This window comes from Kocuria sp. UBA1838, from assembly GCF_002338785.1.
Lineage (GTDB): Bacteria > Actinomycetota > Actinomycetes > Actinomycetales > Micrococcaceae > Kocuria > Kocuria marina.
Window position 1 is genome coordinate 115249 of the sequence record NZ_DDIY01000006.1, and the last position, 24751, is coordinate 139999.

The 24751-nt window shown below is 69.4% G+C and carries 24 protein-coding genes and 1 tRNA gene; 16 read left to right on the forward strand and 9 right to left on the reverse strand.

Annotated features, from left to right (window positions below):
• The 3 genes from B3I25_RS03765 to B3I25_RS03775 form a co-directional block, all read left to right on the forward strand.
• A partial coding sequence (locus tag B3I25_RS03765) for an NAD(P)/FAD-dependent oxidoreductase (RefSeq protein WP_414672683.1) occupies positions 1–612 on the forward strand: 612 nt, incomplete at its 5' end.
• A gap of 60 nt (positions 613–672) precedes the next feature.
• Positions 673–746: transfer RNA gene (locus tag B3I25_RS03770), tRNA-Leu, on the forward strand.
• A 112-nt stretch (positions 747–858) separates the two neighbouring features.
• Positions 859–1662, forward strand: a complete 804-nt coding sequence (locus B3I25_RS03775; protein WP_286737850.1) for a Bax inhibitor-1/YccA family protein — start codon at positions 859–861, stop codon at positions 1660–1662.
• A gap of 105 nt (positions 1663–1767) precedes the next feature.
• Here the strand turns inward: B3I25_RS03775 and B3I25_RS03780 are convergent, their stop codons facing one another.
• Positions 1768–2370 carry a nitroreductase family protein gene (locus B3I25_RS03780; RefSeq protein ID WP_231885537.1) on the reverse strand — a complete coding sequence of 201 codons (603 nt, stop codon included), beginning with the start codon at positions 2368–2370 and terminating at the stop codon, positions 1768–1770.
• Positions 2371–2442: 72 nt separating this feature from the next.
• Here B3I25_RS03780 and B3I25_RS03785 point away from each other — a divergent pair, with 72 nt between their 5' ends.
• Together B3I25_RS03785 and ilvA are read left to right on the forward strand one after the other, a co-directional pair.
• Entirely contained in the window at positions 2443–3867 is a 1425-nt protein-coding gene (locus B3I25_RS03785) for an AI-2E family transporter (RefSeq protein WP_064846166.1), read from the forward strand.
• Between the two features lie 150 nt (positions 3868–4017).
• The gene (gene ilvA, locus B3I25_RS03790; protein ID WP_064846167.1) at positions 4018–5265 is read left to right on the forward strand and encodes a threonine ammonia-lyase; all 1248 of its coding nucleotides are present in this window, start codon (positions 4018–4020) and stop codon (positions 5263–5265) included.
• Between the two features lie 30 nt (positions 5266–5295).
• Here ilvA and B3I25_RS03795 read toward each other — a convergent pair whose 3' ends face one another.
• The 3 genes from B3I25_RS03795 to B3I25_RS03805 all read right to left on the reverse strand — a co-directional run bounded on the left by B3I25_RS03795 (position 5296) and on the right by B3I25_RS03805 (position 6940).
• A complete protein-coding gene (locus B3I25_RS03795; RefSeq protein WP_064846168.1) occupies positions 5296–5511 on the reverse strand; it encodes a hypothetical protein in 216 nt (71 codons plus the stop codon).
• Between the two features lie 170 nt (positions 5512–5681).
• A complete protein-coding gene (gene greA, locus B3I25_RS03800) occupies positions 5682–6179 on the reverse strand; it encodes a transcription elongation factor GreA (RefSeq protein WP_085106982.1) in 498 nt (165 codons plus the stop codon).
• Positions 6180–6439: 260 nt separating this feature from the next.
• On the reverse strand, positions 6440–6940 hold the full coding sequence (locus B3I25_RS03805; RefSeq protein ID WP_098055398.1) for a DUF4307 domain-containing protein: 501 nt from the start codon (positions 6938–6940) through the stop codon (positions 6440–6442).
• A gap of 160 nt (positions 6941–7100) precedes the next feature.
• Here B3I25_RS03805 and mca point away from each other — a divergent pair, with 160 nt between their 5' ends.
• The 3 genes from mca to B3I25_RS03820 all read left to right on the forward strand — a co-directional run bounded on the left by mca (position 7101) and on the right by B3I25_RS03820 (position 10691).
• On the forward strand, positions 7101–8018 hold the full coding sequence (mca, locus tag B3I25_RS03810; RefSeq protein ID WP_098055395.1) for a mycothiol conjugate amidase Mca: 918 nt from the start codon (positions 7101–7103) through the stop codon (positions 8016–8018).
• Positions 8015–8383 carry a hypothetical protein gene (locus B3I25_RS03815; RefSeq protein ID WP_260849323.1) on the forward strand — a complete coding sequence of 123 codons (369 nt, stop codon included), beginning with the start codon at positions 8015–8017 and terminating at the stop codon, positions 8381–8383. The genes mca and B3I25_RS03815 overlap by 4 nt, the downstream gene beginning before the upstream one ends.
• Positions 8384–8546: 163 nt before the next feature.
• Positions 8547–10691, forward strand: coding sequence for a thioredoxin domain-containing protein (locus B3I25_RS03820; RefSeq protein WP_286737852.1), 2145 nt, complete (start codon positions 8547–8549; stop codon positions 10689–10691).
• Between the two features lie 114 nt (positions 10692–10805).
• Here the strand turns inward: B3I25_RS03820 and trhA are convergent, their stop codons facing one another.
• On the reverse strand, positions 10806–11519 hold the full coding sequence (gene trhA, locus B3I25_RS03825; protein WP_064846196.1) for a PAQR family membrane homeostasis protein TrhA: 714 nt from the start codon (positions 11517–11519) through the stop codon (positions 10806–10808).
• A gap of 135 nt (positions 11520–11654) precedes the next feature.
• Here trhA and B3I25_RS03830 point away from each other — a divergent pair, with 135 nt between their 5' ends.
• Positions 11655–12416: an isoprenyl transferase gene (locus B3I25_RS03830; protein ID WP_206399530.1), complete on the forward strand. Its 762-nt coding sequence runs from the start codon at positions 11655–11657 to the stop codon at positions 12414–12416.
• Positions 12417–12558: 142 nt separating this feature from the next.
• Positions 12559–13914, forward strand: coding sequence for a PhoH family protein (locus B3I25_RS03835; protein ID WP_082943275.1), 1356 nt, complete (start codon positions 12559–12561; stop codon positions 13912–13914).
• A 159-nt stretch (positions 13915–14073) separates the two neighbouring features.
• Here B3I25_RS03835 and B3I25_RS03840 read toward each other — a convergent pair whose 3' ends face one another.
• Positions 14074–14844 (reverse strand): hypothetical protein, encoded by a 771-nt coding sequence (locus tag B3I25_RS03840; RefSeq protein ID WP_064846174.1) that lies wholly within the window; start codon positions 14842–14844, stop codon positions 14074–14076.
• A 79-nt stretch (positions 14845–14923) separates the two neighbouring features.
• Between B3I25_RS03840 and B3I25_RS03845 the strand changes: the two genes are divergently transcribed.
• From B3I25_RS03845 to B3I25_RS03855, 3 genes are all read left to right on the forward strand, one after another.
• The gene (locus B3I25_RS03845; protein WP_206399531.1) at positions 14924–15463 is read left to right on the forward strand and encodes a prepilin peptidase; all 540 of its coding nucleotides are present in this window, start codon (positions 14924–14926) and stop codon (positions 15461–15463) included.
• Between the two features lie 41 nt (positions 15464–15504).
• The gene (locus tag B3I25_RS03850) at positions 15505–15972 is read left to right on the forward strand and encodes an NUDIX hydrolase (protein WP_286737854.1); all 468 of its coding nucleotides are present in this window, start codon (positions 15505–15507) and stop codon (positions 15970–15972) included.
• A 115-nt stretch (positions 15973–16087) separates the two neighbouring features.
• Entirely contained in the window at positions 16088–17620 is a 1533-nt protein-coding gene (locus tag B3I25_RS03855; RefSeq protein WP_286737855.1) for a mannitol dehydrogenase family protein, read from the forward strand.
• A gap of 116 nt (positions 17621–17736) precedes the next feature.
• On the opposite strand, the gene xylB is transcribed toward B3I25_RS03855, so the two are convergent.
• Positions 17737–19182, reverse strand: a complete 1446-nt coding sequence (gene xylB, locus B3I25_RS03860; protein WP_144998736.1) for a xylulokinase — start codon at positions 19180–19182, stop codon at positions 17737–17739.
• Between the two features lie 46 nt (positions 19183–19228).
• Positions 19229–20188, reverse strand: coding sequence for a sugar-binding transcriptional regulator (locus B3I25_RS03865; RefSeq protein WP_286737856.1), 960 nt, complete (start codon positions 20186–20188; stop codon positions 19229–19231).
• 167 nt (positions 20189–20355) lie between these two features.
• On the opposite strand from B3I25_RS03865, the gene B3I25_RS03870 reads away from it, so the two are divergent.
• Genes B3I25_RS03870 through B3I25_RS03880 form a run of 3 tightly spaced genes read left to right on the forward strand, consistent with a single transcriptional unit; the run spans position 20356 to position 23647 of the window.
• Complete coding sequence (locus B3I25_RS03870; protein WP_098055378.1) at positions 20356–21774, forward strand: ABC transporter substrate-binding protein; 1419 nt, start codon at positions 20356–20358, stop codon at positions 21772–21774.
• Positions 21771–22742: a carbohydrate ABC transporter permease gene (locus tag B3I25_RS03875; RefSeq protein WP_414672684.1), complete on the forward strand. Its 972-nt coding sequence runs from the start codon at positions 21771–21773 to the stop codon at positions 22740–22742. Before B3I25_RS03870 ends, B3I25_RS03875 begins: the two co-directional genes overlap by 4 nt.
• Complete coding sequence (locus B3I25_RS03880) at positions 22742–23647, forward strand: carbohydrate ABC transporter permease (RefSeq protein ID WP_286737858.1); 906 nt, start codon at positions 22742–22744, stop codon at positions 23645–23647. Before B3I25_RS03875 ends, B3I25_RS03880 begins: the two co-directional genes overlap by 1 nt.
• A 16-nt stretch (positions 23648–23663) precedes the next feature.
• Here B3I25_RS03880 and B3I25_RS03885 read toward each other — a convergent pair whose 3' ends face one another.
• Entirely contained in the window at positions 23664–24710 is a 1047-nt protein-coding gene (locus B3I25_RS03885) for an NAD(P)-dependent alcohol dehydrogenase (protein WP_349676520.1), read from the reverse strand.
• Between the last annotated feature and the right edge of the window lie 41 nt (positions 24711–24751).

The window sequence follows — 24751 nt, forward strand, 5'->3', positions numbered from 1 at the left end:
AACATGCAGGACAAGTCCCCGGCCGGCGAGATGGCCACGGACACCCTGATCTGGACGGCCGGCGTGCAGGCTGCGTCCTTCGCCAAGAACAGCGACCTGCCCATCGACGACCGCGGACGCGTGCGCGTGGGCGCGGACCTGCGCGTGACCGGCGACGACGGGCCCTTCGAGGGTGCCTGGGCCGCCGGTGACATCGCCGCCGTCCCGGATCTCACGGGCGCCGGCCCCGGCGGGTTCTGCGTCCCCAACGCGCAGCACGCCGTGCGTCAGGCCGCGACCATGGCCAAGAACATCATGGCCGCGCACAAGGGCGAGCCGCTCGAGGACTACTATCACGAGAACCTCGGGTCCGTGGCGGGTCTGGGTCTGTACAAGGGTGCCGCCACCATCCGCGGCATCGACCTCGGCGGTCTGCCGGCGTGGGCCATGCACCGCCTCTACCACGGGTACGCGATCCCCACGGTGGAGCGCAAGGTGCGGGTGTTCACGGAGTGGGGAGTGAACCTGCTCTTCGGCCGTGACACCACCCCGCTGCGTCACCTGCGGGACCCCCGCCGTGCCTTCCAGAAGGCCGCGGGCGCGGACGTCCCGGCCGAGAAGGCGAGCCTGTAACACTCCATCGCACCGAGCCGGTGGGCCCGCGCACCCGCGCGGACTCACCGGCTCGGTCACGCCCCCATAGCCCAATCGGCAGAGGCAGCGGACTTAAAATCCGCTCAGTCTGGGTTCGAGTCCCAGTGGGGGCACCGATTCCGCACCCGCGGGGGCCCTGTTCGCTCAGCACAAACTCCCAGGTTCCTGTGACGCGTCAATGTTATGCTGAACGAACAGCTCGCCCACGCCTCGAAAGGACGTCCCATGGCCGGCGGAAACCCACTGCTACGCGACTTCAACAAGAAGAACGGCACCGCGACCACCCCGGATATCTCCCACGACCCCCGTTACTCACCCGAGAACCTGGAGAACCTCTACAACGCGCCCGCCGCGGGTCCGGACCGCACCGGACGCATGAGCTACGACGACGTCGTCATGCGCACCTCGCTCGTGCTCGGTTGCGTAATCGTCACGGCCGTGGTGGGTTGGGTCGCCCCGGTGCTCGCGCTGCCGGGCGCCATCGTGGGTCTCGTGCTGGGTCTGGTCAACGCGTTCAAGCGTGAGCCCAGCCCGCTGTTGATCACGCTCTACGCGCTCGCCGAGGGCCTGTTCCTGGGTGGCATCTCCCGCACGTTCGAGGGCGCCTACCCGGGCATCGTGGTCCAGGCGGTGATCGGCACCCTGGCGGTGTTCGTCTCCGTGCTGGTGCTCTACAAGGTGGGCGTGCTGCGCTCCTCCCCGCGCGTGACCAAGTTCTTCATGGTCGCACTGCTGGCCTACGCCCTGTTCGCCCTGGTGAACCTGGGCACGAGCCTGCTGGGCGGCTACAACATGCGCTACGACGCCACGATCTTCGGCATCCCGCTGGGGCTGTTCGTGGGCGCGATCGCCATCCTGCTGGCCGTCTACAGCTTCGTGCTCGACTTCGAGAACATCAGCGACGGCGTCAAGCGCGGTATTCCCAAGAAGGCGGCATGGTCCGCGGCGTTCGGGCTGACCGTGACCCTGATCTGGGCCTACGTGGAGATCCTGCGCGTGCTCTCGATCATCCGCTCCATGAGCGACTGACTCCCATCCCCGCGCGTCGCTCGGGGCCCTCAGGGCCCGGTGACGTACGCCGGAATGAGAAGCGGCGGCCCAGTGGGTCGCCGCTTCTCGCGTTGTGGGGATCGTTCACATGTAGCGGATCTCGAGTTCGCGCGGGGGCAGGTTGATCGCGCGGGCGGGGATGTTATTGCTCGCGGCTCGTCCCACGAACAGCCAGCCCAGGATCTCCTCGTGCTCGTCCAGACCGTAGAACTCGCGCACCACGTCCCGGTCGTAGGGCTCGCGATGGGACCAGACGGTGGCCCATCCCTGCGCGTAGAACGCGGCTTCGAGGATCCCGCGGGCGGCGTACACGTCCCCGCGCTGGTCCTTCTTGGACTGCGGCAGTTCCGGGTGGTGGCGGAAGATGATGGCCAGGGCCACCCCGCCCCGGGACGCCCACTGCAGGCTCCCGCGATACGCGGCCAGGACCCGGATCTTGCGACCCTTCAACCGGGGGACGGGGCCCGAGAGGGCGGGGACGGACGTGAGGCCCGCCATGGCCGCGGCCAGCAGGGACGCGGCCTGCCCGCTCGTCGCGACCACGCGCCAACCCGTGGGGCGCTCGTCGTACTTGGCGCCGGCGGCGGCCCGCAGGACGGCCTCGAGCTCCTCACGCCGCGGGGCCTCCTGTGTCAGGACGCTCGCGGGGCGGCGTTGGGACAGGACGCGCAGCAGTGTGGTGGACATGACACCCATTTTGTCACCCTCGGCCCCGCACGCCGGTATCAGCACGTTGCGCGATGGTGTCATGATAAGGGCATGCCATCCAGTGTTACGACGTCCCACGCGGGCTCATCCCCGAACCCCGTGGTCAAACGTCCCCAGTCCGACACATCCTCCGAACTCGTCACCCAGCACGACGGCGCGTCGCCCCCCTCCACGGGGCCCAACGCCCCTGACGCGCAGACCATGGTCACGACCCCGGTCCGGATCGCGGCCGCGTGGTCGTGGCGGATCTTGCTCATCATCGCCGGTGTGGGTGTGGTGGGGTGGCTGCTGAGCCACGTGACCACCGTGTTCATCCCGGTGCTGTTGGCCGCGCTGCTCGCGGGGTTGCTCTCGCCGGCCGTCCGCTGGCTGCGCTCCAAGCACTTCCCGTCCGCGCTGGCCGCGATCACCGTGGAGCTCGGACTGATCCTGGGGGTTCTGGGCCTGTTGGTGCTCGCGGGTCAGCAGATGATCGCCGGTTTCGCACAGCTCTCCGACAGCGCGGTGGCCGGTTTCCAGCAGTTGATCGGAATGCTGGAGGACAGCCCCCTCAACATCTCCACGGACAACATCAACCAGTGGCTCTCGGACATCGGGGCCACGCTGCAGCGCAACTCGGACGCCATCCTCTCCGGCGCGATGACCTTCGGCTCCACGGCGACCAACATCGTCACGGGCACGATCATCATGCTGTTCGTCCTGCTGTTCTTCCTCATGGACGGCGAGAACATTTGGCTGTTCCTTGTCAAACTGTTCCCCCGCCGCGCCCGCCCCGCCGTGAACGGTGCCGGGCGCAAGGGCTGGATCTCGCTCGCGCAGTACGTGCGCATCCAGGTGTTCGTGGCGTTCGTGGACGCCGTGGGTATCGGGCTTGGTGCGTTCCTGCTGGGTGTGCCGCTGGCGCTGCCGATCGGTGTGTTGGTGTTCCTGGCGTCCTTCATCCCCATCGTGGGTGCCGTGGTGACCGGTGCGGTGGCCGTCCTGGTGGCCCTCGTGGCGATCGGGCCCGGTATCGCGCTCGCCATGCTCGGTGTGGTGCTGCTCGTCCAGCAGGTCGAGTCCAACGTCCTGCAGCCGCTCGTGATGGGCAAGGCCGTGGCCCTGCACCCCGTGGCCGTGTTCTTGGCGGTGGCCGCCGGTAGCGTGCTCTTCGGGATCGCCGGTGCGCTGTTCGCCGTGCCCCTGATGGCCATGCTCAACACGATCATCCGCTACCTCGGCAGCCGCGCCTGGGAGCGGGACGAGGAGATCGCGTGGCAGCCCTTCATGTACCCGTGGGAGATCAAGAAGGCAGCCAAGAAGCAGGACCTCACGCGCGAACAGGTCATGGCCCAGCTGCAGCGTTTCCGCGGCAAGCGCCATCGTGAGCGCCAGAACGCGGAGAAGAAGCGCGAGGAGAAGCACAAGAAGGAAACCAAGCACAACGCGTCCATCGAGGCGGACGAGGTGGGTTCGGGGGACTCCCGGAACGTCTAGTCCCGCACGGCGTAATACCATGGAACGCGGCGTCCTCACCCCGGACGCCGCGTTCTGTGTGTCCGCGCCGAGCCTCGAGGTCGTGATCCACCCCGGGTTCGCGCATTTCGAACGAGCCGCAACGGCCGACTACCACGAAAGAAGTTCTCTGTGGGCCTCACTGATTTGCCCGTCTCGGTGGCCGACGTCCGCCACGCCGCGCAGCTGCTCGACGGGGTGATCGAGACGACGCCGCTCGCGCACTCGCGCGCGCTGTCCCGCATGCTCGGCTCCGAGGTCTACCTCAAGTGCGAGAACCTCCAGCGCGCCGGGTCGTTCAAGGTCCGCGGCGCGTACGTGCGCATGGCCCAGCTCTCCGACGAGGAGAAGCGACGGGGAGTCGTGGCGGCGTCGGCCGGCAACCACGCGCAGGGCGTGGCGCTCGCGGCGGCGAAACTCGGGATCACGGCGCGGATCTACATGCCCCGCGGAGCGGCCCTGCCCAAGATCGCGGCCACCCAGGACCACGGTGCGGAGGTCGTGCTGCATGGGTCGAACGTGGACCAGGCGCTCGCAGAGGCCCAGCGCTACGCAGACGAGACCGGCGCGGTGTTCGTCCACCCCTTCGACCACCCGGACATCATCGCCGGCCAGGGCACCCTGGGTCTCGAGATCCTCGACCAGCTGCCCACCGTGGACACCGTCATCGCCGGTGTGGGCGGGGGAGGGCTGCTCGCGGGAGTGTCCGTGGCGCTGAAGGCCAAGGCACAGGAGCAGGGCAAGGACATCCGGGTCATCGGGGTGCAGGCGGAGAACGCCGCGGCCTACCCGCCCTCGCTCGCCGGGGACGCGATCGTCACGCTGTCCAAGGTCTCCACCATCGCGGACGGCATCGCCGTGGGCCGGCCCGGACAGTTGCCGTTCAACGTGATCCGCCACCTCGCGGACGACGTCGTCACGGTCTCCGAGGACTCGCTCGCCCAGGCGCTGATCTTCATGCTCGAGCGCAACAAGATGGTCGTGGAACCCGCGGGTGCCGTGGGTGTGGCGGCGATCCTCGAGGGGGCGCTCAAGCGTGAGTACCCGGATCTGGGGACCACTGTCGTGCTGCTCTCGGGCGGCAATATCGATCCCATGCTGATGCTCAAGGTGATCCAGCGGGGTCTCTCCGCGGCGGGGCGCTACATGACCATCAAGATGATGCTCACGGACCGCCCCGGTGAGCTCGCCCAGATCTCACAGATCATCGCGGACATGGACGCCAATGTGACCGGGGTGAATCACACCCGGATCGGGGGCTCGTTGTCCATGGGGGACGTGTCCATCACGATTGACATGGAGACCAAGGGCCACGGGCACTGCGATCACGTGATCGACGCCCTGGAGTCCCACGGCTACCGACCCGTGGTGGTGCACTGAGCGGGAGGTGACCCGCGCGGTGCGCGTGCGTCAGCGGCGTCGTCCGCGCCGGGCCGTGAAGTACGTGACGAACGCGGCCACGAAGGTGGCGAACCACAGGATGTTGCGCAGGCCGCCGGTCGCGTTCAGTGCGGGGTCGTCCTGACCCAGGAAGTGCACGACGATCGCGGCGATCCCCAGCAGCGCGGTGAGGATGATCAGCGGGACCGTCCACGAGTTGGGGGTCCGGTTCCAGTGTGTGACCACGGGGGAAACTCCTAGCGAGGCTCGACGGGGCGTGCTTCGATCCTACGGGCCACACCCGGGCGACTCATGGACCGTGTCGAGCCGCGTAAGACTCCTGGGCCGCATCGGGTCGCGCACGACGAAGGCCACCTCGCACGTGCGAGGTGGCCTTCGTGATGAACCGGGGTCGATCAGCGGCTGAAGGGCTTGGCCTTCAGGATCTTCACCGTGATGTCCTTGCCGTTCGGGGCCTTGTAGCTCACGGTGTCACCGACCTTGTGGCCGTTGATCGCGGCACCCATGGGAGAGCGCTCGGAGAAGACCTCGAGGTCCGAACCGCCGGTGAGGTCTTCGGCGACCTCGCGGGAACCCATGAGGAAGGTCATCTCGTCGCCCGCGATCTCCGCGGTCACGACCATGCCGGCCTCGATCACGCCGTCGTCCGCGGGGGCCTCGCCCACCTGGGCGTTCTCGAGCAGCTGGGTCAACTGGGCGATCCGGCCCTCGTTCTTGCCCTGCTCCTCGCGTGCAGCGTGGTAGCCGCCGTTCTCCTTGAGGTCCCCCTCGGAACGCGCCTGTTCGATCCGGTCCACGATCTCCTGGCGGTACGGCCCGGAGATGTGGTCAAGCTCCTTCTTGAGCCGGTCGTAGGCTTCCTGGGTGAGCCAGGCTCCCTCATTAGTAGCCACGGTGCCTCCGTTCTCTGGTGTCCGTCGCCCTGACGGACACGTGTAGAAAAACCCCGCCCCGGGGCGAGCCGAGTGGCCCAGCGCGTCCGGGTCGGGGATGTGATCTCCATCCAGTCTAGTGGAGTCCGCGCCCGCGGCCCAAAGCGCGTGCGGGGGTGCGGTGGGTCGTGCAATCCGACGTCATGGTTCCCGTCACGGATGTGGCCGGTCCGAAGCTGCGCGGATGGTCAGTCAGGAATTACCCGACCACCGCGGGAGGGTCAGCCAGCACTCTCCCAGCACGAGTCGACCCCTGCCGTGGTGGCCAGGTTCGTGGTGCGCAGGGGTACCCGGTGGGTGCTCGTGCGGCCGTTGAGTTGGTCGTCCGGCAATTGGCCGATCGTGACCTCGGTCCAACCCACCACGGCGTACTGCTCGTTGAGTGCCTGCACCGCGCACGTGACGGTCTGGTCGGGGTCCTTGGTGAGGTCGAAGTCCGCGTACACGTGCGCGGAGTCCGTGATCTGGAAGCTCACGTCCTTGAACACGGGCCGCTGGGAGTTGCCCCACACGATCCACACCACGAACAGCGCCGCCACCAGCGTGGCCGCGGCCGCGATCAGCATCCAGCCACGGGTGCTGGGCCCGCGGCGGGGGGAGCGGGCGACGGCGCGGTGTCCGGTCCCGTAGCGCTGTGCGAGCGCCCGCTGGGTCGCGGAGGTGCCGGGGGCAGTGGCGCCCGTCTCCGGCCGGGAGGTAGGCCGGGGCGTGGCAGAACTCATGGCGACCACTGTACCCAGCGCGCGTGTGTGGTTTCTGGGAGGCCGGTCGCCGTGCGGTGCGCGGCAGCCGTGATGGGCACGACAGCTCCGGCAGCACGAGCGGCGTAAGATACCGGGGATTGCATTTTTCCCGCGATGACGTCTTGGAGGCATCCGTTCGGTGACGGATTATTCACAGCTTCGATTGTTGGCCATCCACGCCCACCCGGACGACGAGTCCAGCAAGGGTGCCGCGACCATGGCACATTACGCCCAGCTGGGGGCGCGCGTCATGGTGGCCACGTGCACCGGTGGCGAGCGCGGCTCGATCCTCAACGCCGAGATGGAGGGGGACGTGTGGGCCGAGCGTGACCTGCCCGGGCTGCGTCGTCACGAGATGGCCGCGGCCGCGCAGGCCCTGGGCGTGGAGCACCGGTGGATCGGGTTCACGGACTCCGGTCTGCCCGAGGGAGATCCGCTGCCTCCGCTGCCGTGGGGCTGCTTCGCCCTGCAACCGCTCGAACGCGCCGCGGCCCCCGTGGTGCAGCTGGTGCGTGAGTTCCGCCCGCACGTGATCCTGAGCTACGACGAGAACGGCGGTTACCCGCACCCGGACCACATCCAGACCCACAACGTGGCCATGGAGGCGTACCAGCGCGCGGGTGATCCGGAGGCTTACCCCGGGACGGGTGAGCCGTGGACCCCGTCCAAGCTGTACTACGACCGCGCGTTCAACGTGGAGCGGTTCATCGCACTGCACGAGGCCCTCGAGGCCCGCGGACTGCAGTCCCCGTACGCCCAGCGCATCGCTGCGATCCAGGAGTCGGACCCGGAGGGTCACCGCCCGCCCATGCCGCGCCACGAGACCACCACCAAGATCGAGTGCGCGCACCAGTTCACCGTCCGGGACGCGGCCCTGAGCAGCCACCGGACCCAGGTGGACCCCAAGGGCCTGTTCTTCGCGGTCTCCGCCGAGACCCAGGCCGAAGTGTGGCCGTGGGAGGACTACACGCTCGCGGAGTCCCGCGTGGAGACCTCCCTGCCCGAGACGGATCTGTTCGCGGGCGTCACCGACGCCGCCTCGACCCCCCGGAAATGAGCCTTCCCGTGCCCACGCTGCTGACCGTCCTGACCGCCGCGACGCCGGCCCCGAGTCCGGAGAACACCCTGCGCCCGGGGCTGGACCCCAGCCAGGTCTCGCCGGGCCTCGTGGGCTTCCTCATGACGTTCCTGCTGGCCGCCGCCGTGGTCCTGCTCGTGATGGACTTCAACCGCCGTAACCGGCGACTGCGCTACCGCGCCCAGTACGCCGAGCAGCGCGCCGCGGAGGATCACGTGGGTGGCTACGCGGACGACGCCGCGGCGTCGCCGTCGCGCACGTCCCGCACCGGTGGGTCGAGCGAGGGCGATGTCGCCCGCCCGCCTCGCGCGGGTGACCGCCGGGACGGTCCGCCCCGCGACTGACTGCCACAGGCGCCCCGTCCTGCGCCTGAACCCGACGGGCGCCCCGCTCCTGGGAGCGACGCACCACCCGGTGGCGGGCAACCGCGACCAGAGCCGCGCCTCATGACCCTCGAGCCGTGAGCCCCCGGGCTGTCATCCCCGCTCCCGTGTGAGACCGTGGGGTATGTCCAATCGTCTGGCCCACTCCACGAGTCCCTACCTGCTGCAGCACGCGGAGAACCCCGTGGACTGGTGGGAGTTCTGCCCCGAGGCCTTCGAGGAGGCCCACGCGCGGGAGGTGCCCGTCCTGCTGTCCGTGGGCTATGCCGCGTGCCACTGGTGCCATGTGATGGCCCACGAGTCCTTCGAGGACCCGGAGGTGGGGCGCTACCTCAACGAACATTTCGTGGCGATCAAGGTGGACCGCGAACAACGCCCGGACGTGGACTCGATCTACATGGCGGCCACCCAGCTGCTCACTGGTCAGGGCGGCTGGCCCATGACCGCGTTCCTGACCCCGCAGGGCAGGGTGTTCCATGCCGGGACCTACTACCCGCCGCGTCCCGTGCAGGGGCGGCCGTCCTTCATGCAGGTCCTGCGGGCCGTCACCGAGGCCTGGACCGAGCGCCGTGACGAGGTGTTGCGCGGGGCCGAACAGGTCTACGATGCGCTGTCCCGCCACCCCGAACTCGTGGACCGGATGCTCGCCGACGCGGGTCCGTCGGTCGTGCGCGTGGAGGGTGGCGAGGCCGCCGAGGACGCCGCGGAACAACTCACGGGAGCCTGGCTCGACGGCCTCGAGGTCGCCCGGGACGCCGCCCACGAGGGCTTCGGAACCGGCGCCAAGTTCCCGCCCTCGCCCACCCTGGACGCCCTCACGCGCATTGCGAGCACTGCGCACCGCGATGCCATGGCTGGGGATCCCGCGTCGGCGAGCGCGCACGCTGCTTCCGGCCACGACGACGCCGCGGCGCAGCACGCGCGCACCGCACGTGATCTGTTGTGCGCCACGCTCGACGCGATGGTCACGGGGGCGCTGCAGGACCATGTGGGCGGCGGGTTCTTCCGGTACTCGGTGACCCCGGACTGGTCCCTGCCCCACTACGAGAAGATGCTCTATGACAACGCCCAGCTGCTCGGCGTGCTGGCGCGCACCGTGGCGCTGCTGGAACGCACCGGCACGGACGCCACTCGCGCGGCCCGTTACCGCCGGGCCGCAGAGCTGCTGGTCGAGTGGCTCGAACGGGAGATGATCACCCCCGAGGGCGCGTTCGCCGCATCCCTCGACGCGGACAGCGATCCCGCGTCCGACGAGCCGCATGCCGAACGTGAGGGCGCCTACTACACGTTCTCGGGTCACGCCGGAAGCCCCGCAGGGGGTCGCCCCGCGCCGGCCACGGCGGCCTGGGGTGAGGCGGGTGCGGTCACGGGGATCCTGGACGAGTCCGTACGGCAGGAGCTGTGGCAGCGGCGGATCACGCGCACGGCACCCCACCTGGACGACAAGATCGTCACGGCCTGGAACGGCATGGCGCTCACGGGACTCGCGGACGCGGGTGTGCTGCTGGGGCACCCCGAGTGGATCGAGCTGGCCGCCACGGCCGCCGGTTTCCTGTGGGAACGGCACCGGGACTCCGCCACGGGACGCATCACGCGCACGTCACGCGGCGGCGTCGTGGACCCCCACGAGGGCCAGCTCGAGGACTACGCGCGCTTCGGCGCCGGGCTGCTCGCGCTGTACCGGGCCACGGGCGAGACCGCGTGGTACGAGCGCAGCCGCACGCTCGCCGAGGTCGCCGTGAAGCGTTTTGTGCGCGGGAGTACCGTGCTCGAGTCCGCCGAGGTGGACCCCACCCTCGCGGCGGCCGGGGCCACGGGCCGTGCGGAACCGTTCGACGACGTCGCCGCGTCCAGTTCCGCGGTGCTCTCCCGGTGGCTCACGGAGCTGTCCCAACCGACGATCGGTGAGCGCCAGGCCCGGGAGGTGGTTGACGCCGTGACCGCGCCCGCGACCGGGGTGGTCCTCAAGGCCCCCACGACGGCCGGGGGCATGGTGTCGGCCGTTCTGGCCGACGAGCATCCACCGGCCCTGTTGCAGGTCGTGGAAGCGAGCGCCGAGCAGTGGCGCGAGACGCTCGACGCGGTCGGCGCGGCACGCGTGCTGGATGTCCTGGTCCTGGACGGGAGTGCGGCGCCGTACGGGGTTCCTGCGGCATCGGAACCCGGCTACACGGTGTGGTTGTGCCGGGACGGGCGCTGCGAACTTCCCGTCCATTCCATGCCGGACGTGAGCGCACTCGTCACCCGGATCCGCGCGGAGCGGGGCTGAGCGCACCGGGGCGCTGCGTCGTCGGCATCGCGTGGACGACGCAGACGTCACCGCGCCGAGCGGTCCCCGCACGCCGAGCGCCGTCGGGCCTCTGACCGGGGCGTCACACATCGCTCACGCGGCGAACATCGCGAACATGATCGCGATGTAGTGGCAGACGAAGCCGCCGATCGTGCACGCGTGGAAGACCTCGTGGAAGCTGAACGTCGCCGGGAGCAACCGGGGGCGCCTGGTCGCATAACACACCGCACCGGCGATGTAGAACACGCCGCCGCAGATCAGCAGGACGGTCGCGGGGACGTTCACCGCGAAGAACGCCGGGAGGTAGAGCAGGGCCAGGCACCCCATGATCACGTAGAGCGGGGTGTAGAGCCATCGCGGCGCGCTCATCCAGAAGACACGGAAGATCACGAGCAGGGCACCGATCGTCCAGATCACGCCGAGCAGGATCGTGGCGCCCCGCACCGGGAGGAAACTCACGGCCAGGGGCGTGTACGTCCCGGCGATGATCAGGGCGATGTTCGAATGGTCCATCCGCCGCAGCACCGCGTTCATGCGCGCGCCCCAGTAGAAGCGGTGGTATACGGCCGAGGTACCGAACAGCATGATCGCCGTGATGGTGTAGACCAGACATGCGAGACGCAGCTCCACCGTGGGTGCCACGACGATGGCCACCACACCCAGCACCGCGGCCACCGGGCTGAAGCCCGCGTGGATCCACCCGCGCCAGGACGGTTTCTTCTCCACCGTGAGGGGACCGTTACGCGTGTGACGCACGATCGTCACCGGGCCGGGAACGGTGCGCTTCTCGGTGCGTTCGTCTGACATGGTGGACACCACGGCCTCTCATGGGTGCCCCGCGGACACGGAGCTCGGGGGTGCTACTGGATTGGGTCTGCCCTACAGGTAGTTTAGGGGTGTGAATCCGTGTGGACCGGGCCGACTCAGGGGAGGAATGACGCTGTGAAACTTCCCCGTGTCATGTATTCCTTCTACGAACACCGCTTGGCGCGCACCCTCACCGCGGACGAGTTGCCGCATCACGTGGGTGTGCTCGTGGACGGCAACCGCCGGTGGGCGCGCCAGTTCGGGGCCACCACGGAGGAGGGCCACCGGGCAGGCGCACGCAAGATCGTGGAGTTCCTGCGCTGGTGCCACGAGCTGAACATCCAGGTGGTCACCCTTTACATCCTCTCCACCGAGAACCTCAACCGTCCGCGCGAGGAACTCACGGCCCTGCTGGAGATCATCACCAACCTCATGTGCGAGCTGCAGGAGGAAGGGATCTGCCGGATCCAGCCCGTGGGTGCCCTGGGAACCCTCCCGGAGAAGCTCCAGGAGCAACTGCTGAACAGCGCACAGCGTACGGTGGACAATCCCGGCCCCCACCTGAACATCGCCGTGGGGTACGGGGGGCGGCAGGAGATCGTGGACGCGGTACGCGAGGTGCTCGCCGACGCCGACGCCCGCGGTGCGTCGCTCGCGCAAATGGCGCAGGAGCTCAGCGTGGAGGACATCTCCGCACACCTCTACACGCGCGGGCAACCCGATCCCGACCTGCTGATCCGCACCTCCGGCGAACAACGCCTCTCGGGCTTCCTGATGTGGCAGTCCGCATACAGCGAGTTCTACTTCTGCGAAGCGCTGTGGCCGGACTTCCGCCGGGTCGACTTCCTGCGGGCCCTGCGCGATTACGCGCGCCGTCAGCGCCGATTCGGGAGCTGAGCCGGCCCTACCGGTCCCGCTCACGGGCCCGTGGTGGATGTTCACGCGCCGTTCACCGGTGGGGCGTGCCACCCTCGATCGGCCTCCCTAGCGTGAGAGGTGCCGGACACACCGGCCAAGGACTCCGCAGGGAAAGGGCCCCATGAGCATCGACACCCCCGTAACCCCCGTCCGATCCGGCGCGCTCGAGGAGGACGGCTCCGCGGCCGGTGTGCGCACGTACGTGATCGACACGTCCGTGCTGCTCTCGGACCCGCGCGCTGTGTTCCGCTTCGCCGAGCACCGCGTGGTGCTGCCCGTGGTGGTGATCACCGAGCTCGAGGCCAAGCGTCACGACCCGGAACTGGGGTACTTCGCGCGCAAGGCGCTGCGGTTGCTGGACGACCTCCGCGTGACCCACGGCGGCCTGGACCGGCCCGTGGACCTCGCGGACGGCGGGTGCCTGCAGGTGGAGCTCAACCACGTCGCGGACACGGTGCTGCCCCAGAGTTTCCGGCTGCGGGACAACGATTCACGCATCCTCAGCGTGGCCGCGAACCTCTCCGGCGAGGGTCACGACGTGTGTGTGGTGTCCAAGGACCTGCCCATGCGGCTCAAGGCCTCCGCCCTGGGACTCGCCGCGGAGGAGTACCGCGGTGAGTGGATCGGTGGTGACGACGCGTACACGGGGGTGGCCCACCTGGACGTCGCGGACGACGTCGTCTCCGTCCTCTACGCCGAGGGCCGCACGGAAGTGCCGGGCGCCCGGGAGCTTCCCGTGAACACGGGTCTGGTCCTGCGCTCGTCCGCGGGCAGCGCTCTCGCCCGGACCGAACCGGACGGGCAGGCGCGCCTGGTCGTCGCGGACCGGGACGTGTTCGGGGTGCAGGGACGCTCGGCCGAACAGCGGTTGGCGATCGACCTGCTGACCGACCCCGCCGTGGGCATCGTCTCGCTGGGCGGTCGCGCGGGAACGGGCAAGTCCGCGCTCGCGCTGTGCGCGGGTCTCGACGCCGTTCTGGAACGCCGGGAGCACCGCCGGATCATGGTGTTCCGCCCGCTCTACGCGGTGGGTGGCCAGGACCTGGGCTACCTCCCCGGCACCGAGGAGGAGAAGATGAACCCGTGGGGTCAGGCGGTCTTCGACACGCTGTCCTCCGTGGTCTCACCCGCGGTCGTGGACGACGTCGTGGCGCGCGGGATGCTCGAGGTGCTGCCCCTGACCCACATCCGCGGGCGGTCCCTGCACGACGCGTGGGTCATCGTGGACGAGGCGCAGTCGCTCGAACGCAACGTATTGCTCACCGCCCTGTCCCGGATCGGGCAGAACTCCAAGGTGGTGCTCACCCACGACGTCGCCCAGCGGGACAACCTGCGGGTGGGACGTCACGACGGCATCATGGCCGTGGTCGAGGCGCTCAAGGGTCAGCGGTTGTTCGGGCACGTGAGCCTCACGCGCTCCGAGCGTTCACCCATCGCGGCCCTCGTGACCGACCTGCTCGAGCGCCAGGACGTGTGACCCGACGACGCCGGGCCGGGAGGGCGGCGTCGTCCCCCGCCCGGCCTGGTCGTCCCGAGCCCGCGGCATCGTCGTCAGGTCCGAACGGGCTGCGCGCCCTGGACACCCGAGAAACGCGGCCCCTGGGGAATCCGCCCGGTGCGGATCGCGGGCGGCGGCTCAGGCCGGGAGCACGGGCCACGGCACGTGACGGGAGACGTCCGTGAGGTTGAAGTCCTGCTGCGTGAACAGGTCGTCCAGTTGGTATTCGTCCACCGCCTCGATCACGAGCCGGTGGCCCTGACCCGCGTACGGTCCGCGCAGCACGTGGGAGTAGACGCAGACGCCGGTCGCGGTGTCCACCGCGATCCGCGTGGGACCCGGGGCGAGCGGGTGGTTCGCGGTCACGGGCCGGTAGCGCACGGTGGGCTCCACGGTCGCGCACCACACCCGGCGTTTGGCGAAGGCCCCGGCCACCACGGAGGACAACTGCGAGGGGCGCTGCTCCGGGAGGTAGGGCGGGGTGGGCGCGGGGCCCACGCATTCCACGGGGTCCAGGATCGCCTGCCAGCGCCCGCCCCCGAAGATCGGGTCCCCGTAGGCGGCCTCGGGGCGGCGGAGGACGAGGCCGTCGTCGTCGTAGACCGGTGAGACGAGCGCGGGAGGCAGCAACCAGGAGCGGGACGTGTCCGTGACGTAGAAGTCGTCCCGGGAGCGTTCGAGGGACGTACTCGCGTACAGCACGTCGCCCTGCAGTGTCTCCACGCGCACATCGGAGGGCCGGCGCAGCCACACGCGCACGGGGTGGGCGGCGGTGTCCGGATCCTCGCTCACCCAGTACAGCGTGAACCGCACCGTGTCCCAACGCCACGGGGAGGACCGGCACAGCGCGGCGAAGGACTCCTCGGACACGGTCGATCGGGCGGACCTGTTCTGCCAGGGAGCGATCATGGGCCCAGTCTACGAACCCGTTCTCCACACGGCTCGCAATCCATGACCCGCACCACAGCGGGGTGCCTAGGATGAGTTCATGCTTCAGCCCGACACTGCGGGCATCGGCGGATTCGTGGGGGCGCACCTGCAGGAAGCCACGGTCGGCGCACAGCTGGCCGCGGTGGCCTGCGCCCTGGCCGTCATGGTGCTCGCATGCACAGGAGTGTGGCTCGCCGCCACCGACATCCGATACCACCGCCTGCCGGGGCGGGTGGTGCGCCCGCTGTATCCCGTGACCGCCCTCCTGTTGGGCGCCTCCGCCGTTCTCGCCCACGACACCGTGCGCCTGTGGTGGATGCTGTGGGGTCTGCTCATCATGAAGGGACTCTTCCTGGCCCTGCGGTTGATCAACCCCGCCGGCATGGGAATGGGGGACGTGCGGCTCGCGGGGGTCCTGGGGCTGCTCACGGGATTCTCGTCCGTGACCCATACGGTGCTCGCGCTCGCGGCCACGTTCGTGCTGGCCGGGCTGTTCTGCGCCGTACTGCTGATCCTGCGCCGCGCCCGGGCGAGCAGTCGCATCCCCCTGGGGCCGTTCATGATCGTGGGAAGCTTGGGTGTCGTGGCGTTCCTGTGAACGCCGCCCGCGCAGTCGTACCCACCCAGGAGGAGACACCCGTGCCCGTTCCCGAGTTCATCGCCCACCTGCGCCTCAAGATCGATCACGACCTGTTGTGGTTGCCCGGGTGCACCGCCGTGGTCCTGCACGAGGGCCGGGTGCTGCTGGGGCGGCGCGCGGACAACGGGAACTGGGGACTGATCACCGGGATCGTGGAACCGGGGGAGGACCCCGGGGTCGCCGCGCGCCGCGAGTGCCTCGAGGAGACCGGTGTGGAGGTCACGGTGGACGAGCTCGTGCGGGTCAAGGCCGGGGACGTCGTCGAATTCCCCAACGGGGACCGCTGCCAGTTCCTGGACCACACGTTCCTGTGCAGTTACGTCTCCGGCGAGGCGCGGGTGGCGGACGACGAGTCCCTCCAGGTGGGGTGGTACTCACTCGACGACCTGCCCCCGATGCCCGAGCACCAGGCGGAGCGCCTGCGGGCCGCGCTGGCGTTCACGGGCCGCACGGAATTCGAACGCTGAGGCTGCACACTCCGCTCGGAGGTGCTCTGATGAGCACGAGATGGTTCTCATCTGATATTTTGGGCACGTGGGGTGGGTCACATCAGCCACTCCCGGGTCTCTGATGGGAGCAGCCATGCAGCAGGACACATCCGCCCAGGACGCCGTGACACTTTCCCAGGCCGTGCTGGGTGAGCTGGACATCCCGGTCCCCGGCTACGACCGTTCCCAGATCTCGGTCGGGATCGTGCATTTCGGCGTGGGGGGCTTCCATCGCGCGCACCAGGCCATGTACGTGGACCGCCTCATGAACGAGGGCAAGGACCTGGACTGGGGCATCTGCGGCATGGGTGTGCTCCCCGGGGACGCCGCGATGAAGCAGGTCATGGCGGAGCAGGATCACCTCTACACGCTCGTGCTCAAGCGCCCGGACGGGACCCTGGAACCGCGGGTCATCGGATCCATCGTGGACTACGTGTTCGCGCCGGCCGAGGCCGAGCAGGCCATGGCGCGGCTCACCGATCCCGCCACGCGCATCGTCTCGCTGACCATCACCGAGGGCGGGTACAACTTCAGCCAGGCCACGGGTGAGTTCGACGCCCAGAACCCGGCGGTGGCCCACGACCTCGAGCAGGCACGGGTCGCCACGCAGGGTGGAGAGGCCGAACCCCCGGCCACGGTCTTCGGACTCGTGGTCGAAGCACTGGCCCGACGGCGCGCCGCGGGTACCCGCCCGTTCACCGTCATGTCCTGCGACAACATCCAGGGCAACGGGGACATGGCCCGCCGCCAGTTCACGGCCTACGCCCGATTGCGTGCTCCCGAACTCGCGGAGTGGATCGAGCAGGAGGTGCCGTTCCCCAATTCCATGGTGGACCGGATCACGCCCGTAACCACGGACGCGGACCGCCTCATGGTCGCCCAACGGTTCGGGGTCCGGGACGCGTGGCCCGTGGTCGCGGAACCGTTCGCCCAGTGGGCGCTCGAGGACGCGTTCACCGACGGACGCCCCGCGTTCGAGGAGGTCGGCGTGCAGGTGGTCCCGGACGTGGAGCCGTACGAACTCATGAAGCTGCGCCTGCTCAATGTGAGTCACCAGGCCCTGTGTTACCCCGGATTCCTGGCCGGGTACGAGTACGCGCACGAGGTGTGCCAGGACCCCACGTTCGTCTCCTACCTGCTCGCGTACATGAACCGTGAGGCCACTCCCACGCTGCGTCCGGTGGACGGTGTGGAGCTGGACGCCTACAAGCACCAGCTGATCGAGCGCTTCGCCAATCCGCACGTGCGGGACACCCTCGCGAGGTTGTGCGCGGAATCTTCCGACCGGATCCCCAAGTGGTTGGTCCCGGTGATCAAGGACAACCTGGCCCACGGTCGCCCGGTCGAGCTCGGTGCCACGATCGTGGCCTCCTGGGCGCGCTACGCGGAGGGAACGGACGAGCACGGAGCACCCATCACCGTGGTGGACGGTCGGAAGGAACGTGTCATGGCGGCCGCGGCCCGGCAGTCCGAGGACGAGCTCGCGTTCGTGCGGGACACGGACCTGTTCGGGGATCTCGCGGACCACGAGGAATTCACCCGGCCCTATCTCGAGGCGCTGCGCAGCTTCCACGAGCGCGGGGCGCGCGCGACGATCGAGGACGCCGTCGCCCGGTTCGCGCGGTAGCCGGAGGACGTGCGAGACCGGTACGGCCTCACGGGTCGGCCCCGGTACCGGCATCGCGCCAGGGCACATGGGGGTGCGCCGGGGTGTCGGCGCTGCGGGAGTGCCGGCCCGCCGTCTCAGTCCGTCGGTTCCGGCCGCTGCTCCGTGGGGTCCGCCGCGAGCTCGGTCTCGAGGTTCGCGCGAGCGTCCCCGTACCGCTGCCGGAACCGCTGCGCACCGGTGTCCAAGGAGGGGTGCAACCGCCGCCCCACCGAACGCTCCCACTCCGGGAAGGACCCGGTAGCGACCCACGCTGCTTGCCGCGCGGCACCCAGCGCCACGTACTCGCCCGTGTCCGGCACGTCCACCGGCATCCCGAGGGTGTCCGGCAGGACGCTGCACAGCGCCTCGGACTTGGCGCCCCCACCGATCAGCAGGACCCGCTCGACCGCGACGTCCAGCCCGCGCAGCACGCTCAGGCAGTCCGCGAGTGAATTGGCCACGGACAGCACGGCGGCGCGCGCGAGGTTCTCCCGCGTGAGGGACGCGCGCGTCATCCCGTCCAGCCGACCGGTGGCCTTGGGCAGGTTGGGCGTGCGCTCGCCGTCGAAATACGGCAGCAATGTGAGGCCGCCGGCGTCCGACGCGCCGGACGTGGCCAGGCGCGTGAACTCGTCGAGCCCCACGCCCAGCAGCTCCGCCGTGGAGGTCATGACGCGCGCGGCGTTGATCGTGCACAGCAGCGGGAGGAACCGGCCCGTGGCATCCGCGAAGCCCGCCGTCACCCCGCTCGGGTCCCGTGGAGGTTCGGCACTGCACGCGAACACCGTGCCCGAGGTCCCCACGGAGATCGTGACCTCGCCCTCGCCCAGGCCCAGTCCCAGCGCGGCCGCGGCGTTGTCCCCGGCGCCGGGGCCCACGACGACGCCGCTGCCGCAGCCCCACTCCTCACCCAGCGTTCCCGCGGCCTCGCCCGCCGCCAGGACGCGGGGCAGCTGGGGAACGGCCCCGAAGTACTCCTGGAGCAGTTCGGGGCGGTACTGGTCGTGCGCGGCGTCGAAGTACCCCGTGCCGGAGGCGTCCGAGCGATCGGTGACGAACTCACCGCACAGCTGCAGGGTCAACCAGTCGTGGGGGAGCATGACGCGCTCCACCCGTGAGGCGGCCCCGGGGTCGTTCTCCCGCAACCACGCGAGCTTGGACAGCGTCATGGAGGGGACGGGCGCCATGTCCACGCGCTCCATCCACCACTCGGTCCCGTGCTCGGCGAGCATGCGCGCGGCCTGGGCTGCGCTACGGACGTCGTTCCACAGCAGCGCATCGTGGACGGGCTCACCGTGGCGGTCCACGGCGACCATGCCGTGCTGTTGACCGGCCACCGCCACGCCCACCACGTCACCGCGATCCGGGACCCCGGCGTCCCGCCAGGCGGTGCGCAGCGCGGCCAACCATGCCGCGGGGTCCACGCTGGTCCCGTCCGGGTGCGGGGCACTCGCCTGGGCGAGTGTCCGCCCGGTGCGCTCGTCCACCACCACGACCTTGCAGGACTGCGTGGAGGAATCGATGCCAACGACCGTGGTCATGGGGTCCTTTCCGTGGGAACGGGCTGGGTATGGGTGCGGCCGGGTGTCACTCGCCCTTGGCCGGATTGGCACGGGGGAGCAGGCCCTCGAGGGCGTTGCGCAGGGCGGCGTCGCACACGAGGTGGTCCACGAGACCGCCCCGGACGGCTGCCAGCACCGCGGGTGCGCGTTCCGCACCCGAGGCCACGGCCACCTTGCGGTGGGCGGCGCGCAGCTGCGCCACGCTCGCGGCGACGATCATCCCGCTCACGGGGGTGTCCAGTTCGTGGCCCTCGGCGTCCAGCAGATGCCCGGAGACCTCGGCGACGGCGCCCGCGCGCTGGGCGGCGCGAGCGACGTCGTCCGCGATCCGGGGCCACACCGTGGAGGTGTCGGGCGTCCACCCGCCCACGGCCAGCACGGCGACGTCGAGGGAATCTGCGCGCCGTAGCGTCAGTTCGATCTCGCGGGACTTCTTGAGCGAATCGGCCTGTTCCACCACGAGCGGTGCCCATAGCGGCCAGACCGAGCGACAGCGCAGGGACGCGAGCAGCCGTGGCGACTCCGCCGCGCGGTCGTCGGTGCTGAGGGCTCCCGCGAGTTGGATGACGTCGTTGTGCGGCAGCGCGGGTAGGTCATGGACCACGAGCTGCAGGGTGCGGGACCACGAGATCCCCAGGACGTCGTCGTCGTGCAGCACGCGCGTGATCTCCCGCGCCACGGCCTTGGCCAGCGCCTCCCGGTCCGCGGGCCACTGCGTGGAACCCACCGTGACGAGGCGTTGCAGCCCCGCGGTGCGCGCAAGATCCTCGTCCGAGTTCTCGAGCGGGACCGCGATCTCGATCCGGACGATCCCCGTGTCCTGTGCCTCCTGCAGCAGCGCGGCCACCTGGAAGCGAGAGAGCCCGGACTTCTTGCCGAGCGCGATCTTGGACGTGCCCTCCACGAAGTACTCGTGGGCCAGGTGCGCGAGCAGACGCTGGCGCTGGCCCGGGTCAGTGGGGGGCCAGGGGGCCGTGGTTGGCATGTTTCACCGCATCCGGGGTCATCATTCGTGCCCGAGGGCCTTGCTCATCTGAGTCTATATGACTAGCATCACATCACACTTGAGGAATGCCGTGATCTCAGATGAGATTCTGGGGCTCGACCGGTGATTCCTCCCGCGCATCACGTGCCCCGAGGACAAGGAAGATCATGAGTCGACGATTCACGGACCCACCCTGCGCCTCCGGCCATCCGCCCCGGCGGGGGCGGCATGGGACGCGCTGTTCGGCGTGGTGGCCCGCGGCCGCCGTCGCGGTGCTCACGGGTTTCACGCTCACGGGATGTGCCGCCGCCGCGGACGACACCACGGACCAGATCGTCGTGGCGATCGTGTCCAACCCCCAGATGCAGGACGCCATGCAGCTGCAGGACGAGTTCCGCAAGGAGCACCCCGGGGTGGACGTGAAATTCGTGTCCCTTCCGGAGAACGAGGCGCGGGCCAAGATCACCGCGTCCGTGGCCACGGGCGGCGGTGAGTTCGACGTGGTGATGATCTCCAACTACGAAACCCCCATCTGGGCCGAGAACGGGTGGATCGAGGACCTCCAGCCCTACATCGACCGCACCGAGGGCTACGACGACAAGGACTTCATCGGCTCCATCCGCACCGCCCTGAGCAAGGACGGGGACATGTACTCGGTCCCGTTCTACGGCGAGTCCTCGTTCCTGGTCTACAACAAGGAACTCTTCGAGAAGGCCGGGGTGACCATGCCCGAGAAGCCCACGTGGCCCCAGGTCGCCGAACTCGCTGCCAAGCTGGACGATCCGGCGAACGGTGTCTCGGGGATCTGCTTGCGCGGTCTGGCCGGCTGGGGTGAGGTCATGGCACCGCTGAGCACGGTCATGAACACCTACGGCGGTGGTTGGTTCGACGAGAACTGGAACCCCACCCTCACGTCCCCCGAGACCAAGGAAGCGGTCACCGAGTACGTGGACCTCGTGCGCACGCACGGTCAACCCGGTGCCGCGACGTCCGGGTACGGGGACTGCATCACCCGCTACAGCCAGGGCAACGCGGCCATGTGGTACGACGCGACCGCCATGGTCTCGGCGATCGAGGACCCGGCGTCCTCCACCGTGGCCCACAAGAACGGGTACGCACCCGCGCCCGTGATGAACACGGAAGCCGCGGGGTGGTTGTATAGCTGGTCGCTCGCGATCCCCACCACGTCCGAGCACAAGGACGCCGCATGGGACTTCGTGAGTTGGGTGACCGACAAGGAGTACATCAAGACCGTGGGTGAACGGTTCGGGTGGGAACGGGTTCCCCCGGGCTCGCGCTACTCCACGTACGAGATCCCCGAGTATCGCAAGATTTCCCAGGCCTACGCCCAACCGACCCTACGCGCCATGGACGGGGCGTCCCAGAAGACTTCCATGACGCACCCCGTCCCGTACGAGGGACTGCAGTTCGTGTCCATCCCCGAGTTCCAGGACCTGGGAACCCGGGTGGGACAGCAGATGTCGGCCGCGATCGCGGGGAGCACCTCGGTGGACGAGGCCTTGCAGCAGTCCCAGGAGTACGCGCAGCAAGTGGCCCGTACCTACCAGCGTGAAGAAGGGCAGTGACCGTGTCGTCCTCCTCGACCTCCACCCGCGTGCGCGCCCTGGCCGGCCCGCACGGTGCCGGCCGTTCGCCGGCCACCGGTGACGAGCGCCGTCGTCACGACGCGTGGTCCCGCAGGCTCCCGCTGCTGCCCGCCCTGATCTTCACGATCATCGCGACCCAGATCCCGTTCCTGATCACCATCTGGTACTCGCTGCGCTCGTGGAACCTGCTGAACCCCGCCTCGGACGTGTTCGTGGGCCTGGCCAACTACGCGGCGATCTTCACGGACAGCACCTTCCGCCAGGTGGCGCTGAACTCGGTGATCTACACCCTGGGGTGCGTCCTGGCCGCCATGGTGCTGGGCACCGTCTTCGCCCTGCTCCTGGACCGGAAGTTCCGGGGTCGGGGCATCGTACGGACCCTGTTGATCACCCCGTTCCTGATCATGCCGGTGGCCTCCGCGACCCTGTGGGGAGTGTCCATGTTCAACCCCACGTTCGGGCTGATGAACTGGCTGCTGGGGCTCGTGGGCATCCCGGCGATCGACTGGACCTCGTCCTACCCGGTGCTGTCCATCCTGATCGCGCTCGTGTGGCAATGGACGCCGTTCATGATGCTCCTCATCCTGGCGGGCCTGCAGTCTCAGCCCCGTGACGTCCTGGAAGCCGCCCAGATGGACGGCGCCACCCGGTGGCAGACGTTCGTGCATATCACCCTGCCGCACCTGCGCCGCTACATCGAACTGTCCGTCCTGCTGGGCGCGATCTACGTGGTCAACACGTTCGACCAGATCTACCTCATGACCGCCGGTGGTCCGGGCTCGAGCAGCGCGAACCTGCCCTACTACATCTACCAGCGCGCGTTCCTGGGCTTCGACATCGGCCAGGCGGCGGCCATGGGTGTGGTCGTGGTCATCGCCACCATCATCATCGCCAACTTCGCCCTGCGTCTGATCTTCAAGGGCTTCATGAGCACGGAGCAGAACTGATGAGCACCAGCACCGCAGCGTCCCCGGCCGGGACCCCCGCCGCCGCCCAGACCACCGCGCCGTCCCGCGCGCCGCGCCGTTCCCGCAGGAACTCTTCCGGGGCGGGCTCCGCGGCCCTGACCCTGTTCACATGGCTCGTCGCCATCGGGTTCTTCATGCCCGTCCTGTGGCTCGTCCTGACGTCCTTCAAGCAGGAGGCCGACGCCGCGTCCGACCCTCCCACGTTCTTCTTCGATCCCACGCTGGACCAGTACAAGGCGGTCTTCGAGGCCGGAGCGGGCGGGTACTTCTGGAACTCCGCGGTGGCGACCGTGGTCTCCACGCTGCTGGTGATCCTGTTGGCCGTTCCCGCGGCCTACGCGGTGAGCATCCGCCCCGTGGAGAAGACCCGGGACGTGCTGTTCTTCTTCATCTCCACCAAGATGCTGCCGGTGGTGGCCGTGATCATGCCCATCTACGTGGTCGCGGGCAAGCTCAAGGTGCTCGACAACGTGTGGACGCTCGTGTTCCTCTACACCGCCATGAACCTCCCGTTGGCGGTGTGGATGATGCGCTCGTTCTTCCAGGAGGTCCCGCGCGAGGTCCTCGAGGCCGCCCAGATGGACGGTGCTTCCCTGATAACCACCATGCGCTCGATCCTGATCCCCATGGTCACCCCGGGCATAGCCTCGACCGCGCTGATCTGCGTGATCTTCGCGTGGAACGAGTTCTTCTTCGCGCTAAACCTCACCGCCGCCGAGGCCGCGACCGCACCCATCATGCTCGTGTCCACCATGACGAGCGAGGGCCTCTATCTGGCCCGGCTCTCCGCCGCGAGCGTGCTGGCGTCCCTGCCCGTGGTGGTGGCCGGGTGGATCGCCCAGAAGCAGCTGGTTCGCGGTCTGTCGATGGGCGCCATCAAGTAGCCGACGGCGCTCGGGCTCAGGGCGTGACGATCGCCTTGAGGGCCCCCGGAGAGGTCCCCGCGGTCAAGGCCGCGGGGACCTCGTCCAATGTGTGCCGGGAGGTCACGAGGGCGTCCAGGTTCACGTCCCCGGAGGCCGCCAGGGCGATCGCGGTGGGCCACGTGTTGGCGTAGCGGAAGATGCCCGTGAGCTGTAGTTCCCGTTCCTGTAGGAGCGGAACGGGAACGGACAGGGTGTCCGAGCCCATGCCCACGAGCACGATCCTGCCGCGTGGGGCCACGCGGCGCATGCCCGCGAGGATCGCGGCCTCCGCACCGCTCGCATCCACCAGGGCGGTGTACCCGGAACCGGGGAACGGGTCCGAGTCCGGGGGAGCGGACGCGACCGCGAAGGTGTCGGTGGCGCCGTAGGCCTCCGCGACCCGCAACCGGTCCTCCCGAGTGTCGGTGACCACCACGGCCACGGCCCCGGCCAGCCGGGCACACCGTGCCACGAGCAGACCCACGGGGCCCGCGCCGCTGACCAGGACGCGGTCGCCCAGCGTCACGTTCGCGGCGCGCACCGCGCTCACGGCCACGGACAGCGGCTCCAGGAGGGCGGCGGCGTCGTCGGACACGGAATCCGGGACGGGGTGCGCGAAGGTCGCCGGGTGGACGGCGTACTCGCTGAACACACCGTCCACGGGGGGAGTCGCGAAGAAGCGCACCGCGGGATCCAGGTTGTAATGTCCGCCCAGCGTCTCGGGGGAGAAGGCCGAGGGGACGCCGGGTTCCAAGGACACGCGCTGGCCCGGGTGGCGATCCGTGACCTCGGAACCCACGGCCACCACCGTGCCGGACGGTTCGTGGCCCAGCACGAGCGGTTGCTCGACCACGAAGCTACCGATCCGCCCGTGCTCGAAGTAGTGGGTGTCCGATCCGCACACGCCCACGGACGCGATCCGTACCAGCACGTCGTGCGGTCCGGGGCGCGGGACGGGTCGGCGCTCCACGTGGATCTCGCCCGGGGCGCTCAGGACGCTCACGCGCATCTCGGTGGGGATCTGGAAGGAGGTGTCGCTCACGGTGTCGTTCTCCTCGTCGGTTCGGAAGGGGTCCGGGCACC